The sequence below is a fragment of the Staphylococcus sp. Y174-1 genome (assembly GCF_049897865.1).
Taxonomy (GTDB): domain Bacteria; phylum Bacillota; class Bacilli; order Staphylococcales; family Staphylococcaceae; genus Staphylococcus; species Staphylococcus saprophyticus.
On the sequence record NZ_JAFCXB010000004.1, the window covers coordinates 1 to 15,655 of the forward strand.

Below are 15,655 nucleotides of genomic sequence, written 5' to 3' on the forward strand. Positions count from 1 at the left end.
CTGGTGACAATGGCAAGGAGGTCACACCTGTTCCCATGCCGAACACAGAAGTTAAGCTCCTTAGCGCCGATGGTAGTCGGACTTACGTTCCGCAAGAGTAGGACGTTGCCAGGCAATTTGATTATTCCACAGTAGCTCAGTGGTAGAGCTATCGGCTGTTAACCGATCGGTCGTAGGTTCGAGTCCTACCTGTGGAGCCATTATGGCCCCGTGGTCAAGCGGTTAAGACACCGCCCTTTCACGGCGGTAACACGGGTTCGAGTCCCGTCGGGGTCATACATATTAGGAGAATTAGCTCAGCTGGGAGAGCATCTGCCTTACAAGCAGAGGGTCGGCGGTTCGAACCCGTCATTCTCCACCATTCTTAATTGAATAGCTTGGAGGGGTAGCGAAGTGGCTAAACGCGGCGGACTGTAAATCCGCTCCTTCGGGTTCGGCAGTTCGAATCTGCCCCCCTCCACCATTAATGGGCTATAGCCAAGCGGTAAGGCAATGGACTTTGACTCCATCACGCGCTGGTTCGAATCCAGCTAGCCCAGCCATTAGAGCCATTAGCTCAGTTGGTAGAGCATCTGACTTTTAATCAGAGGGTCAGTGGTTCGAGCCCACTATGGCTCACTCTTAAGTACTTCTCATATGAGAAGTACTTTTTTTATGTTTTAAATTAATTATCGCTTTGTTGAAATTAAATTTATCATTTTCTTTTTATACAATATTATGATTGAAAATAGTAAAAACAGTGTGTTTATCATCATTTTATTGAATGATAAATCATTAAAGTGGTTTTATATGTAAAAAGAAATGAAATAGCTAAATGTACTGTATTACCCAAGGTTGAAAACTCAAACGCTTTAGATTATTCTAGTAACAAGATAACAACAAAGGGGTTTTATAGATGAACAAAACAGTAGAAATTATAGGTGCACCATCTACATTTGGACAAAGGAAATTAGGGGTAAACCTTGGTCCAGATGCAATACGTTATGCTGGTATAGTAGCAAGAATTGAAGCGATTGGATTAACTGTAAAAGATTCTGGCAATATAAATGTACCAGAACTTAATTTAAATAAATTCAATTCAGAGCAACAAGGACTACGAAATTTAGAGGAAATTATTGAAACATCTGAAACATTAAGTCAGTCTGTTTCCAATAGTTTATCAAATAACCATTTTCCATTAATTTTAGGTGGTGACCATTCTATTGCGATTGGTTCTATTTCTGGAGTCAGTAAGCATTATGAAAATTTAGGAGTTATATGGTATGACGCGCATGGAGATTTAAATATACCAGAAGAGTCACCTTCAGGAAACATCCATGGTATGCCTTTAAGAATACTTGCTGGCGATGGGGATGACAAGTTAGTCAACATTGCTAATTATGCGCCCAAAGTAAAACCTGAGAATATCGTTCTCATTGGTATGAGAGACTTGGATGTAGGCGAAAGACAATATATTAAAGACAATAATATTAAAACATATACGATGGCTGAAGTAGATAGATATGGTATTAAACAAGTCATTGAAGAAACAATAGACTACTTGAAAGAAAAAACAGATGGCATTCATCTATCTCTGGATGTTGATGCTTTAGATCCAGTTGAAACACCTGGTACAGGTACTAGAGTATTAGGTGGACTAACTTATCGTGAAAGTCATTTTGCGTTAGAATTACTACATAATTCTAATTTAGTAACTTCAATGGATCTTGTAGAAGTTAACCCATTAATAGATCATAATAATGATACAGCTGAACAAGCTGTTGGGCTTGTAGGCAGCTTCTTTGGAGAAACGTTATTATAAATAATAAAGCAAACGGATGTAGATGCCTTCTACATCCGTTTTCGTTTATTTTAGATAAAAAATAAATACTAAATATGACAGTTAGTGTTATGATTGGTATAATAGGTAACATGGGAACAGATAACCGGAGGAGATGTTATGGATTTATCCAACTTTTTTGACGACTGGAGTACAGTAAAAATTATTGCTAGTGTACTCGATTTACTCATCGTATGGTATGTACTTTATCTTCTCATTACAGTTTTTAAAGGTACCAAAGCCATTCAACTATTAAAAGGTATTGTCGTGATAGTGATTGGCCAACAATTGAGTAAAATGCTTAACTTAACAGCAACATCCCGTTTATTTGATTTAGTTATTCAATGGGGTGTATTAGCATTAATTGTAATATTCCAGCCAGAAATCAGACGTGCCTTAGAACAACTTGGTCGAGGCAGTTTATTCAAACGATATTCTACGAATTTAAATAGTGATGAAGATAAATTAATATCATCTGTGTCAAAAGCTGTACAATATATGGCTAAACGTCGTATAGGTGCTTTGATTGTTTTTGAAAAGGAAACAGGTTTACAGGATTATATTGAAACTGGTATTGCTATGAATTCAGAAATATCACAAGAATTATTAACGAATGTGTTTATACCAAATACGCCATTACACGATGGTGCAATGATTATTCAAGCAAATAAAATTGCAAGTGCAGCATGTTATTTACCGTTATCTGATAGCGCAAAAATAGCAAAAAGTTTAGGTACAAGACACAGAGCAGCAGTTGGTATCTCAGAAGTATCAGATGCATTTACTGTAGTTGTATCTGAAGAAACGGGTTCGATTTCTGTTACATTTGATGGTAAATTGAGAAAAGATATTTCTAATGAAGCTTTTGAAGAACTACTAGCTGAACATTGGTTTGGCACACACTTTCATGAGAAAGGTGTGAACTAATATGTTAGAGAGTAAATGGGGTTTAAGATTAATCGCATTGATGTTAGCTGTATTATTTTTCTTGTCAGCTAATAACATGTTTGGAAATATTTTTGATGCAGATAACTTAAGTCAAAAATCATCTGAAACTATTCAAGATGTGCCAGTTCAAGTGAAATACAATAATAAAGAACTTTATGCAAGTGAAGTTCCAAATAAAGTAGATGTTGAAATTTCTGGACCACAATCACAAGTTTTAAAAGCAGAAAATGGTGAAAACATTAGAGCTATTTTAGATCTTAGTGGTGAAAAAGCTGGTAAACATACAGCTCAATTTAAAATTAATGGATTAAACAAAGATATTGATTACACAGTGAAACCAAAAGAAACAACTGTTTCACTGGAAGAAAAAGTAAGTAAAACATTTAAAATTGAACCAGATGTAAGTAATAACGATTTGAATTCTAACTATAAAATAAGTGAACAAAGCGTTTCACCTGATACAGTTAAAGTTACAGGTGGACAAAAGCAACTAGATAAAATCGCTTATTTAAAAGCTACTTATAAAAACAAAAGTAAAGTTTCAAAAGACACTACAGACGTTGCGAAAATAACAGCATTTGATAGAAACTTAAACAAAATTGATGTTTCAATTGACCCTAATGAAGTCAATTTAAGTGTTAAAGTAGAAGATTATAGTAAAAAAGTAAAAGTGAAAATGAAATCTGTTGGTTCGCTTTCAAATGGACAAGAAGTTAAAGATATTAAATTAGATGATAACGAAGTTGAAATCTATGGTAACAAAGACGACTTAGATGACATTGATGAAATTACAGCAAGAATTAATTTGGATGGCATTTCAGATACAACTGAGGAAAAGGTAGATTTCCAAGTTCCAGATAAGGTCACAAAAGTTAGTCCGAAAGATACCACTGCAAAAATAACAGTTAAATAGATTTTTAAAATAAAGGAGATATATATAATGGCTAAATATTTTGGTACAGATGGCGTAAGGGGCGTTGCAAATAAAGAATTAACGCCAGAACTTGCGTTTAAATTAGGACGCTATGGTGGCTATGTTTTAGCACATAATGAAGGTGAAAAGCATCCTAAAGTACTAGTAGGTAGAGATACACGTGTTTCTGGTGAAATGCTAGAATCTGCTTTAATTGCTGGATTGATTTCTATTGGTGCAGAGGTTATGCGTTTAGGTGTTATTTCAACACCTGGTGTGGCTTATTTAACACGTGAAATGGAGGCTGATCTTGGTGTAATGATTTCAGCTTCTCATAATCCAGTACCAGACAATGGGATTAAATTCTTTGGTTCTGATGGATTTAAATTATCAGATGATCAAGAACAAGAAATCGAACATTTATTAGATCAAGATAACCCTGATTTACCAAGACCGGTTGGTGAAGACATCGTACATTACTCAGACTACTTTGAGGGTGCGCAAAAATATATTAGTTATTTAAAATCGACTGTAGACGTTGATTTAGCAGGTATGAAAATTGCACTAGATGGTGCACATGGTTCGACTTCATCACTTGCACCATTTCTATTTGGTGACTTAGAAGCTGATACAGTAACAATTGGATGTAATCCTAACGGTTATAATATTAATCAAGAAGTAGGATCAACACATCCTGAATCACTTGCTAAAGTCGTTGTAGAATCTGAGTGTGATTTTGGATTAGCCTTTGATGGTGATGGTGATAGATTAATTGCTATCGATGAAAAGGGAAATATCGTAGATGGTGATCAAATTATGTTTATTATTGGTCAAGCTATGAGTAAGAATCAGGAATTAAATAATAATATGATTGTTTCTACAGTTATGAGTAACTTAGGTTTCTATAAAGCACTTGAGAATGAAGGTATCCAATCAAATAAAACAAAAGTTGGAGATCGTTATGTTGTTGAGGAGATGAGACGTGGTAACTATAATCTTGGTGGAGAGCAATCAGGTCATATTGTATTAATGGATTATAATACAACGGGTGATGGCTTGTTAACAGGTGTACAACTTGCAAGTATCATTAAAATGACTGGTAAAAGCTTGAGTCAACTTACAAGTCAAATGAAGAAATATCCTCAATCATTAGTCAACGTTCGTGTTACTGATAAATATCGTGTGGAAGAGAATATAGATGTACAGGAAATAATGACTAAGGTTGAAGTTGAAATGAATGGAGAAGGCCGTATCTTAGTAAGACCATCAGGTACAGAACCCCTTGTTCGTGTAATGGTTGAAGCTGCGACAGATGAGGATGCGCAACGTTATGCCAATACAATTGCTGAAGTAGTCCAAGATAAAATGGGCTTAGACAATTAATATATTTTAAAGGAAAGAGACTGGGACATAAATAGATGCCTCAGTCTCTTTCTTAATAGAGTAGTAGATGTTATTGTATTGAAAATAGTTTAATATTATATAAGCTAAGGCACATGTATAAGACTACTAGAATGATTAAGGATTACATGAGCTAAGATCATGCATAAGAACTACTAGAATGATTAAGGATTACACGAGCTAAGCTCATGCATAAGAACTACTAATTCACATAAAATGTGAAAGTAGTTCTAAAAAGTAGTTCTAAAAAGTGGCTCTAAAAATAATTTTGATATAAAAAAGCACGAATAGGCTGAATTAAGCTTATCCGTGCTTTTTTAATTATAGATTAATTTTACAATACATTATATTCTTTTACTATTTCTGAAGTTAATTGATCATCTGTTTTAGCAAATGATTTCAAGAAGCCTTCTACACTATGTTTATCAATGTACTCATTTTTTTCAATTGTTTCTTGATCATTGGTATCATCATATTTTAATAATAATGCCGCTGTTTTGATGAGTGCATCATGTTTCAAATTATTTTGGTATAAATAAGATAGTGGTTTAATGATTCTATCTTGTGGTCCAATTTTACGCATAGTGCCTCGTCCAACACGTGTTACTTCGTCTGATAAATTAGGGTTTTTGAAACGACCAATGATTTTATCAACGTATTGAGCTTGTTCACTTTCTGTAAAATTGAATTGTGTTGTAATATATTGACTTGTTTCTTTTAGAACATTTTCTAAACCATGTCTAATATTATCATCATTAACAGCATCTAATATTGTTGGTTGGCCATAAAATCTACCTGCATAAGCAAGATAAGCATGACCAGTGTTAACAGTGAGTAATTTACGTTCAATGTATGGCGTTAAATTGTCTACATATTTAATATGATCTAATTCTGGACCAAACCAAGCATCTTTTTCAATTACCCATTCGTAAAATGGTTCAACGATAACATCTAAAAGATTGTCATTTGTTTGTAAAGGAACGATGCGATCGACAGCAGAGTTTGCAAAGTGAATATGATCACCTAAAGGACCAGTGATATCTAAAATGGCATCTTTTAATGTATTTGTGGCCATTATTGCATTTTCACAAGCAACAATATTAACTGGCGTCTCTTTTTCCTTTAAATAAGGTGCAAATGATTTTGCAATAATAGGCAAGATATTAACGCCTACAGCAGTAGTAATTAAATCTGCTTCTAATACGGCTTGTTTTAGGCTTTCAGAAGGGCCATCTGAATTAATTGCATCGACATTATGCACACGTGTAGTTGTTTTTGCTTCATCTGCTAGGATGACATCATATTGATGTTCTTTATCTAAAGCATTTATAATTTCTTCGTTCACATCAGCAAAAGTAACTTTTACATCGTTATCCGCAAGAATATATCCAATAAAACCACGACCAATATTACCTGCACCAAAGTGTAATGCTTTCATTATGCTTCAGCCTCCTCAAAGACTTGTTTGATTTCTTCAGCAGATGATGCATTAATAATACGATCAACGTTTTCTTCTTCACTAAAAGTAATCGCAATTTTAGAAAGCAAATCTAAATGTTCGCCATCTTTACCAGCAATACCTACGACAACTTTAACTTCTTCACCTTCCCAATCGACACCTTCAGGAATTTGAATTAAAGTTAGACCAGATTTTAATACGCTTGTTTTAGCTTCATCTGTACCGTGTGGAATGGCTAAACCATTACCCATAAATGTAGATACAACTTGTTCACGATCTTTCATAGCTTGAATATAATCTTCAGTCACTGCACCGCTAGATACTAAGGCATGACCTGCTTTTTCAATAGCTTCGTTTTGATCCTTTACTGTTTGGTTAATAAAAATGTTTTCATTGCTAAATAATTCGCTCATTGTCTTCACTCCATATTTAATAAATTTTGTAATTGTATCAGATAACTTTGCTTCAATAAAACTTGAAGTTGTTCGGGTCTTTCCATAAATCCATCGATATTATCAAGATGCTCTACCATTTTTCCAGATATTTCACTTACCAATTGAGACATGGTGTCATCGGGAGGTACAAACATATTTAATAAATATCTCACGGATTGATTGCCATTTTGATTACTTTTAAGCACAATAGGCTCATTTAAAATCGTTATAAGTATGAATGGTTTTTTGATGATATCATTTTTTAAATGAGGTATAGCGATAGGGTAGGGTTCTAAAACAAACCCTTGACTGTCCATATGTTGCTTAATAAGTTCAGCGAATGACGGCCCATCCGTAATAATTTGATGTGATAATAATGTTGATGTTAAATACTGACTCCAATCTGATACCATTGTGTAGTCAATATTTACCGAATCGATAATTTCTAAACCTTTTCTTATATAATTTAGTTTGTCTTCAGGATTTAAAATATTATGATGCTTCGGTTCAATAGCTTGATGCTTAAATTGATGTTGCTGTGTATTTAAGAACGCTGCAACATGATTGATATCTGCATCAGGTAGTAGGGGATTTACTGTAATATAAGGGGTTGTAATATCGATATCTACAGTAGAAATAATTGCATCAAATTGTGATGTATCCATTTCTTTTAAATCACCCACAGAAGCCTGTGTAGTTTTTTGGATTTCGCTAAAGGTTTGTTGCAAACGCGTAGCAAGTAAACGACTCGTACCTATACCACTACTACATACGACCAGCACATTATATAAGTGAGCACCTTGGCTTTGAATAGCGCCACCAAAATGTAAAACAATAAATGCAATTTCACTATCTGGAAATGTAAAATCTGGCCAAGTTTGTAATAAGGCGCGATGTACACTTTCAAATAATCGCGGATATTTGTGCTTAATCATTTCAGTTAATGGATTATATGTTTCAATATTGGCATTTAATCTATTAATAGCTGGAATGATATGCAATTTTAAACCTTCGCTTAAAGTTTCAGTATCTTTAAATGTTTGCTGTGAAAAATGCGTGACTGACTGTATGAATTTTTCGATTTTTGATTCATCTTTACTGTCTTTAAATACTTCTGCAGATTCTTTTCGTTTTGCGCCGCGGAGGTGAATCGTAATAAAGGTCACTTCGGCTTGATTAAACTGAACCCCGTATATATGCTCAAGATGTAGTGCAAGCGCTTGTGCCACCTCATGTTCAAATGAATCTTTAACACTTTGATAAATATCGTCGTTCAATGCAACATACTGACCATTTAACATCCGATCAATACTTAAGACGATATGCACTGTAAGGGTTAAATAACTAGACTCAGTCAATGAGTAGGGCAATTGATCGAGATGGTCCATAAGAATTCGTTCAATTTGGAAAATCTTATCCATATCTACCATAGCTAGTTGGGATTGATTAATAGATTGATAAACAAAGTGATTTTCGATTACGGAATAAACACTGGTACTATTTAGGTTATTGACCATTAATTGACTTAATAATTCACGTTTTTTAGATTCTGCGCCATGTAATTGAATACCTTCTCCACGTTTTTTGTGTAAACGTAATTGATATAAATCAAGTTCCACATCGAGCTCATCTAAGAGTTTCGTTAGTGTTTGATTCGATACACCAATTTCTTGTGCCAATCCATATTGTTTAATAGGGGTATCAGATTGTATCAATGCATATAAAATGATTACTTTTTGTTCTTCTTGTGATAAATCTATGGTGTTTTCATGCAATAAGGCATGTTTCAGTGAAGATAGAGCACCTTCACTTGTATTGAGTTGTATGCCTTTTTTTGTGACGCGCTCTAATGCTATATCAAAATTAGATAGGAACGATTCAATTGATTTTAATTCTCTATGAATAGTACGAGAGGATACAGCTAAGTTTTGAGCAATGTCGTAAATTGTGACATATTGACCGTGATATTTAATTAACATTTCGATAATTTCTTTTTCACGTGTACTCAAAAACATAGCCATACCCTCCAGTATTGTTCTATATAGTGATTATTTATTTTTTAAGATTTTCAAGTAATTCATCATATCTAGGAGAGTTTAAGAAATTATCTACAGAGATATGGATTGCATTTGGAACTTGTTTGATTGCTCTGTCAGTAAGTTTCTTCTGAGTGATAACAAGTTGTGCATCGCTAGGCAATTGATTGATTGCAGTATTTGTAACATTTACATCTTGGATGCCTGCTTTTTTAAATTTATTACGTAACATACTTGCACCCATAGCACTTGATCCCATACCAGCGTCACAAGCAAATATAACATGATTCACTTTACTATAATCATGTGCGTCTACATTTTCAGTATCATAATTATCTAACAATGCTTCTTCTGATTGTTCTTCATTATTTTCTGAAGTTGAAGTAGAAGCGGTAGTTGAAGTTGCATTATTATCTTCATTCCCTTTTAGCTTAGAAGATACACTTGATTTTTTCCCTTTTGAAGCTTCCATTTTTTCGGTAGCTGCTTCTAAGTCTTCTTCAGGCTCTTTTGTGAATTTCAAAATAAGTGCTGCCACGATAAATGATACGATTGCTGCTAAGAGTACACCAAGCACCATGTGTAAGAATTCACCTTTAGGCGCGTTCAACATATAAACGATGAATGAACCAGGTGAGGCAGGACTCTTGAAGCCGAAATCAAGTAATGAATAAGTTGCCACACCAGTCATACCACCTAAGATTACAGCGATAAATAATAAAGGACGCATTAATACGTATGGGAAGTAAATTTCATGAATACCACCTAAGAAGTGGATAATCCCTGCGCCATATGATGTTGCTTTTGCTGTACCTTTACCAAAAATCATATAAGCAACTAAAATACCAAGACCAGGTCCAGGGTTAGATTCAATTGTGTATAAGATAGATTGTCCAGCAGATGCTGCTTGATCTGCACCAAGTGGTGTGAAAACCCCATGGTTAATTGCATTGTTCAAGAAGACAATCTTAGCAGGTTCAACGATAATACTTACTAATGGAAGTAAATGTGCATGTACCAATGCTTCAACAGCAAGTGACAAGATATGCATAATAAATTCCATAATTGGAGCTAATATTTTAAATCCAACAATAGTCATGATGAATCCTAAGATACCAGCTGAGAAATTATTGAATAACATCTCAAAACCTTGTGGTGTTCTAGGTTGAATAAACTCATCTGTTTTCTTCATTAACCAACCTACAAGTGGTCCCATAATCATAGCACCAAGTAACATTGGTGTATCAGGTAATGCTACGATAACACCCATAGTTGCAACAGCAGCAATAATACCACCGCGCATTTCGTGAATTAAACGACCACCACTATATGCAATAAGCAAGGGAATTAAATATGAAATCATAGGTCCAGCTAATTCACTTAAATCTTTATTAGGCCACCAACCACCATCAATAAAGATTGCAGCGATAAAGCCCCATGCGATAAATGCACCGATATTCGGCATAATCATACTACTTAAAAATGAACCAAATGCCTGTACCTTACGTCCAAGACCTTTGTTTTCTTGCGTCTCTGTTTGTGACATAGAATTGCACCTCTTTTTCTCTTTTTATTTATAACTTTATTGTATGGGGGGGACAGGGGAATAAACAAGAGAAAGTAATATCAAATTTGTCACAGTATCTTTGACAAGTTTGTGAATATAACTGGACGCTTCATAAATATGGATATTACATGTTAAATGTCACTGATTAAGCACAAAGTTATTTTGTAAATAAATTGTTAATAAATTATTTGCATTAAGTAATAAGAACATTGTACAATTAATAATATTGATAGGAAGGAGGACAGTTTAAGCGTTAGTTCAATAAAGCGCCTGTACAAGTGAAGAGGTTATGTGTTTGTAATTTAAGGTTTATAACAGAAATCTTAATAGACACGATAATCGAAGTTTGTAGACGAGGAGGGTAGTTATCGAACCATCGGCGGATGCTATCCCGGATGTGGCTCATTCGTTAACTTATTAAGGAAAACATTAGGGTAACCTGGTGCACAAAGTTAATAAGATAGCCAAAAATTAAATATAAAAATATACGGTGAATGAGATAACCATTGCCATCAAGGTATTTTCAATTTCTATATGATAAATATAGGGATAAGTCTGCCTTCGATGGTTTATATTAAATTGGACAGGTTCGAATTCGCTAGAAGTTCAATTATCTCTTCACCATTAAATTGGAGGAAATTTTAAAATGTGTGGAATTGTTGGATATATTGGGCAAGATAATGCCAAAGAATTATTATTAAAAGGTTTAGAAAAATTAGAATATAGAGGTTACGACTCAGCTGGTGTAGCAGTGGTAAATGATGAAGGTACTTCAGTATTCAAAGCAAAGGGTCGTATCGCAGAATTAAGAAAAGTTGCAGATAGTGAAGCTACTGACGGTAATGTAGGTATTGGTCATACACGTTGGGCTACACATGGTGTGCCAAATTATGAAAATTCACATCCGCATCAATCAACGACGGAACGTTTTACATTAGTTCATAATGGTGTAATTGAAAATTATGAAGAATTAAGAAACGAATACTTATCAGATGTATCATTTATTTCTGAAACAGATACAGAAGTCATTGTTCAACTTGTAGAATATTTCTCAAATAGTGGCCTTGATACAGAAGCAGCATTTACAAAAGTTGTTTCACTATTAGACGGTTCATACGCTTTAGGATTAATTGATAATGAAGATAAAGATACAATTTATGTAGCTAAAAATAAATCACCATTATTAATCGGTGTAGGTGATGACTTTAACGTTATTGCATCAGATGCAATTGCTATGTTACAAGTTACAAATCGTTATAAAGAAATTCATGACCATGAAATCGTTATTGTTAAACGTGACGAAGTCATTATCAAAAATCAAGAGGGTCAAGTTCAAGAAAGAGAAGCATATACTGCACAAATAGATGCAGCAGACGCAGAAAAAGGCGTTTATGATCACTATATGTTAAAAGAAATTCACGAACAACCTGCAGTGATGCGTCGTATTATCCAAGAGTACCAAGATGAAGAGGGTAACTTGAAGATGGATCCAGAAGTGATTAAAGATGTTGCCGAAGCAGATCGTATCTATATCATTGCTGCCGGAACAAGCTATCATGCTGGTTTAGTAGGTAAAGAATTTATTGAAAAATGGGCTGGTGTCCCTACAGAAGTGCATGTTTCTTCTGAGTTTGTATATAATACACCTTTACTTTCTGAGAACCCACTATTTATCTACATTTCTCAATCAGGAGAAACAGCAGATAGCCGTGCCGTGCTTGTTGAAACAAACCGCTTAGGTCATAAATCATTAACAATCACTAATGTAGCTGGTTCAACATTATCACGTGAATCAAATCATACATTATTGTTACATGCAGGTCCTGAAATTGCAGTAGCATCTACTAAAGCTTATACAGCACAAATTGCAGTATTATCTATCTTGTCACAAATCGTTGCTAAAGAGCATGGTAAAGATGTTGATGTAAGTTTATTACGTGAATTAGCAAAAGTAACAACTGCAATCGAAACAATCGTAGATGATGCAGATATTATGGAACAAATTGCAACAGATTTCTTAAGAACAACGCGTAATGCGTTCTTTATCGGTCGTACTGGAGACTACAATGTCAGTTTAGAAGGCGCATTAAAATTAAAAGAAATTTCGTACATTCAAGCTGAAGGATTTGCTGGTGGTGAATTAAAACACGGTACGATTGCTTTAATTGAAGAAGGTACACCAATTATTGCACTTGCTACACAAGAAAGAGTCAACTTGTCTATTCGTGGTAACGTGAAAGAAGTAGTTGCACGTGGCGCAAACCCATGTATTATTTCAATGGATGGCTTGAATAAAGAAGGCGATTCATATGTTATTCCACATGTGCACGAACTATTAACACCATTAGTTTCAGTTGTTGCATTACAATTGATTTCATACTATGCAGCATTACACAGAGATTTAGATGTTGATAAACCACGTAACTTAGCTAAATCAGTAACAGTTGAATAAAGACATATGATTAACAGCTAATTAGTAGTGCTATTGTAATATCTAATTTAAATGCATGAAATCATATATTGTATAAATAGGGCAAGAATGAAATCAAACTTAAAGTTTTGATTTCATTCTTGCTCTTTTTTTATAATAAAAACATATGACTTTGATTTATATTTCAGTGATATACAGTGCAATAGGCAGTATATTGAGAACTAAATGTTTGAGGTATGTAGTTAAATGATAGTTATTGTGGATTAATCATGAATTGTATTGTTTTAAATGAGTAGCACTAATATAAATCAACGATAACGATTACAATCAAATTTGAACTTTAATTATTATATAAATCAAAATATTTTTAAAATGTTATTATGTTTATTATGCTTATCATCATAACTAGATAAACTTTAAAAGTGAGTTGAATATAGTGGAAAAACCTAAAATTTATTCTATGGCTTTTGGAAAAGTATACGATTTATTAATTAAAAAAGTAGAGAAAAAGGATAGAACCAAACAAGAAGCGGATGAAATTATAAGATGGATGACAGGTTACACGCAATCAGAGATTGATCGCTTGGTTGCGGATGGGACAGATTATGAAACATTTATAAATCAAGCGCCTAACTTAAATCCAGAGCGAACAAAAATAACGGGTGTCATTTGTGGTGTACGTGTAGAAAATATGGAAGCCTCCGTTATGAAAGAAATTAGATATTTAGATAAAATGATAGATGAACTGGCAAAAGGAAAGGCATTGGATAAAATATTTAGACAACACAAATGATCGAATGAAGGTGATTTGTTAAGTCATGTTAGAAATTGCATAAGAGAAAAGGGGTATAACATGTTAATTGACTTGAAAAATATATCACGTAGAAAACAAGGTAAGGAAATCATTAAAAATGTGAGCTGGCAAATTAACGAAGGTGAAAAATGGATGCTTTATGGCCTAAATGGTGCTGGTAAGACAACATTGCTAAACATATTAAACGCCTACGAACCAAATACTGCTGGAACGATAAACTTATTTGGCATGCAACCAGGAAAAGTGGGCTATTCTGCTGAAACAGTCAGAGATTACATAGGGTTTGTTTCAAATAGTTTAATGGATCGTTTTCAAGATGGCGAATTGGTGCGAGATGTTGTAATTAGTGGCATATTTAATTCCATAGGTGTATTTAAAACTATAGAACCACATCATATTGAATTGGCACAACAATATTTAGAACAAATGGGAATGCGTGATTTTGAGTCACAATACTATGGTTATCTATCTACAGGAGAACGTCAAAAGGTACTTATTGCTCGTGCGCTGATGGGTCACCCCAAATTACTTATTTTAGATGAACCAGCATCTGGCTTAGATTTTATAGCACGAGAAGATCTGTTACAAGCGCTCGAAAAATTGTACCAACAACAACCTGAATTAGCTGTTATATATGTGACGCATTTTATTGAAGAGATTACACAAGATATACAAAAAGGCTTTTTACTGAAGCAAGGTAAGAATTATAAACAAGGTAATATTAAAGATATTTTAAATAGTGATGTTATGAGCAACTTTTTTAATAGAAATGTCAATGTACGCTATCAAAATCAACGCTACGCACTATTTATGAATAATGTGTAGATTGCACATTAGCATAGTTAATGCCATAATTTAAGATGATCATATGTGATGGAGGATTATATAAAAATGGATAATGTTAAGGCAATATTTTTAGATATGGATGGCACGATTTTACATAAAGATAATCGTGTTGATTTAGAAACAACAGAAGTTATTCAACAATTAAGAGATAAGGGATATAAAGTCTTTTTAGCAACAGGTCGTGCACATAATGAAATACATTATCTTGTTCCTGAATCATTTGCAGTCGATGGTATTATTAGTTCAAATGGTACTTTAGGAATGGTTAAGGATAGCGTTTTATTTAAGCACAGCTTGTCTTACAACGCTGTAATTGACATTGTACAACGCGCACAACAAGAGGCAATCTATTATGAAATATTCCCATTTGACAGTAATCGTATTGTTTTACAGGAAGATAAAGCATGGGCAAATGCATTATTTGAACCAGCAACGCCACCGGGTGATGTAGGTGTTTCCGAATGGTCTTCTCGAAAAGCTTCGCTCGTTGATAAGGTGGATTGGGAAACAAGTATACCTGAAAAATCATTTTCAAAAATTTATTTATTTTCACCAGATATTGAAAAAATAACAAACTTTAGAAATAACTTATTAAAAGATCAAGATAAGTTACAAATTAGTGTGTCTAATTCTTCACGTTGTAATGCTGAAACGATGGCATATCGTATTGATAAAGGGACGGGTATAAAAGAAATGATTGAGCATTTCGGCATCGCGCAACAAGAAACATTAGTGATTGGAGATAGTGACAATGATAGAGCTATGTTTGCATTTGGTCATTATACTGTCGCTATGAAAAATGCACGTCCTGAAATTCAAGCTCTAGCAGATGATGTGACTGATGATACTAATGAAGATAATGGTGCAGCACGTTATTTAAAAGCACGTTTCTTACAAGATTAAATGATAGGCATAGAGAAAATAAGGTAGTCATCTAATGGCTAAATGAAAAAGAGTCTGGGACATCTATTTTTGTCCCAGACTCTT

12 protein-coding genes, 6 tRNA genes and 1 rRNA gene are annotated in these 15,655 nt (G+C 34.0%); 15 read left to right on the forward strand and 4 right to left on the reverse strand.

Translation table 11 applies throughout. The features are described from left to right. The 11 genes from rrf (at position 1) to glmM (ending at position 5,063) form a co-directional block, all read left to right on the forward strand. Positions 1–114, forward strand: a 5S ribosomal RNA gene (gene rrf, locus ACP7BT_RS11450). 11 nt (positions 115–125) lie between these two features. Further along, positions 126–200: transfer RNA gene (locus ACP7BT_RS11455), tRNA-Asn, on the forward strand. Between the two features lie 4 nt (positions 201–204). Further along, a tRNA-Glu gene (locus ACP7BT_RS11460) sits at positions 205–276 on the forward strand. A gap of 9 nt (positions 277–285) precedes the next feature. Beyond that, positions 286–361, forward strand: a tRNA-Val gene (locus tag ACP7BT_RS11465). 18 nt (positions 362–379) lie between these two features. After that, positions 380–463, forward strand: a tRNA-Tyr gene (locus ACP7BT_RS11470). Between the two features lie 4 nt (positions 464–467). After that, a tRNA-Gln gene (locus ACP7BT_RS11475) sits at positions 468–542 on the forward strand. A 3-nt stretch (positions 543–545) separates the two neighbouring features. Then, positions 546–618 (forward strand) — tRNA-Lys (locus ACP7BT_RS11480). A gap of 277 nt (positions 619–895) precedes the next feature. After that, on the forward strand, positions 896–1,801 hold the full coding sequence (gene rocF, locus ACP7BT_RS11485; protein WP_002482668.1) for an arginase: 906 nt from the start codon (positions 896–898) through the stop codon (positions 1,799–1,801). A 138-nt stretch (positions 1,802–1,939) separates the two neighbouring features. Continuing rightward, positions 1,940–2,746, forward strand: a complete 807-nt coding sequence (gene cdaA, locus ACP7BT_RS11490) for a diadenylate cyclase CdaA (RefSeq protein ID WP_002482669.1) — start codon at positions 1,940–1,942, stop codon at positions 2,744–2,746. A gap of 1 nt (position 2,747) precedes the next feature. After that, the gene (locus ACP7BT_RS11495) at positions 2,748–3,680 is read left to right on the forward strand and encodes a CdaR family protein (RefSeq protein ID WP_002482670.1); all 933 of its coding nucleotides are present in this window, start codon (positions 2,748–2,750) and stop codon (positions 3,678–3,680) included. A 27-nt stretch (positions 3,681–3,707) separates the two neighbouring features. Next, positions 3,708–5,063, forward strand: a complete 1,356-nt coding sequence (gene glmM / locus ACP7BT_RS11500; protein ID WP_002482671.1) for a phosphoglucosamine mutase — start codon at positions 3,708–3,710, stop codon at positions 5,061–5,063. A 352-nt stretch (positions 5,064–5,415) separates the two neighbouring features. On the opposite strand, the gene ACP7BT_RS11505 is transcribed toward glmM, so the two are convergent. The 4 genes from ACP7BT_RS11505 to ACP7BT_RS11520 are packed head-to-tail and all read right to left on the reverse strand — an operon-like array spanning position 5,416 to position 10,556. After that, positions 5,416–6,519, reverse strand: coding sequence for a mannitol-1-phosphate 5-dehydrogenase (locus tag ACP7BT_RS11505; protein ID WP_069821673.1), 1,104 nt, complete (start codon positions 6,517–6,519; stop codon positions 5,416–5,418). After that, on the reverse strand, positions 6,519–6,953 hold the full coding sequence (locus tag ACP7BT_RS11510; protein ID WP_002482673.1) for a PTS sugar transporter subunit IIA: 435 nt from the start codon (positions 6,951–6,953) through the stop codon (positions 6,519–6,521). The genes ACP7BT_RS11505 and ACP7BT_RS11510 overlap by 1 nt, the downstream gene beginning before the upstream one ends. Before the next feature lie 5 nt (positions 6,954–6,958). Then, on the reverse strand, positions 6,959–8,989 hold the full coding sequence (locus ACP7BT_RS11515) for a BglG family transcription antiterminator (protein WP_037538002.1): 2,031 nt from the start codon (positions 8,987–8,989) through the stop codon (positions 6,959–6,961). Positions 8,990–9,026: 37 nt separating this feature from the next. Next, a complete protein-coding gene (locus ACP7BT_RS11520) occupies positions 9,027–10,556 on the reverse strand; it encodes a PTS mannitol transporter subunit IICB (protein ID WP_002482675.1) in 1,530 nt (509 codons plus the stop codon). Positions 10,557–11,223: 667 nt separating this feature from the next. Between ACP7BT_RS11520 and glmS the strand changes: the two genes are divergently transcribed. The 4 genes from glmS to ACP7BT_RS11540 all read left to right on the forward strand — a co-directional run bounded on the left by glmS (position 11,224) and on the right by ACP7BT_RS11540 (position 15,571). Next, positions 11,224–13,029 carry a glutamine--fructose-6-phosphate transaminase (isomerizing) gene (gene glmS / locus ACP7BT_RS11525; RefSeq protein ID WP_041080808.1) on the forward strand — a complete coding sequence of 602 codons (1,806 nt, stop codon included), beginning with the start codon at positions 11,224–11,226 and terminating at the stop codon, positions 13,027–13,029. A 415-nt stretch (positions 13,030–13,444) separates the two neighbouring features. Next, a complete protein-coding gene (locus ACP7BT_RS11530) occupies positions 13,445–13,801 on the forward strand; it encodes a DUF2200 domain-containing protein (RefSeq protein WP_002482677.1) in 357 nt (118 codons plus the stop codon). A 60-nt stretch (positions 13,802–13,861) separates the two neighbouring features. Continuing rightward, positions 13,862–14,647 (forward strand): ABC transporter ATP-binding protein, encoded by a 786-nt coding sequence (locus ACP7BT_RS11535; protein ID WP_002482678.1) that lies wholly within the window; start codon positions 13,862–13,864, stop codon positions 14,645–14,647. Positions 14,648–14,713: 66 nt separating this feature from the next. After that, positions 14,714–15,571 (forward strand): HAD family hydrolase, encoded by an 858-nt coding sequence (locus tag ACP7BT_RS11540; RefSeq protein WP_002482679.1) that lies wholly within the window; start codon positions 14,714–14,716, stop codon positions 15,569–15,571. The last annotated feature ends 84 nt before the right edge of the window (positions 15,572–15,655 follow it).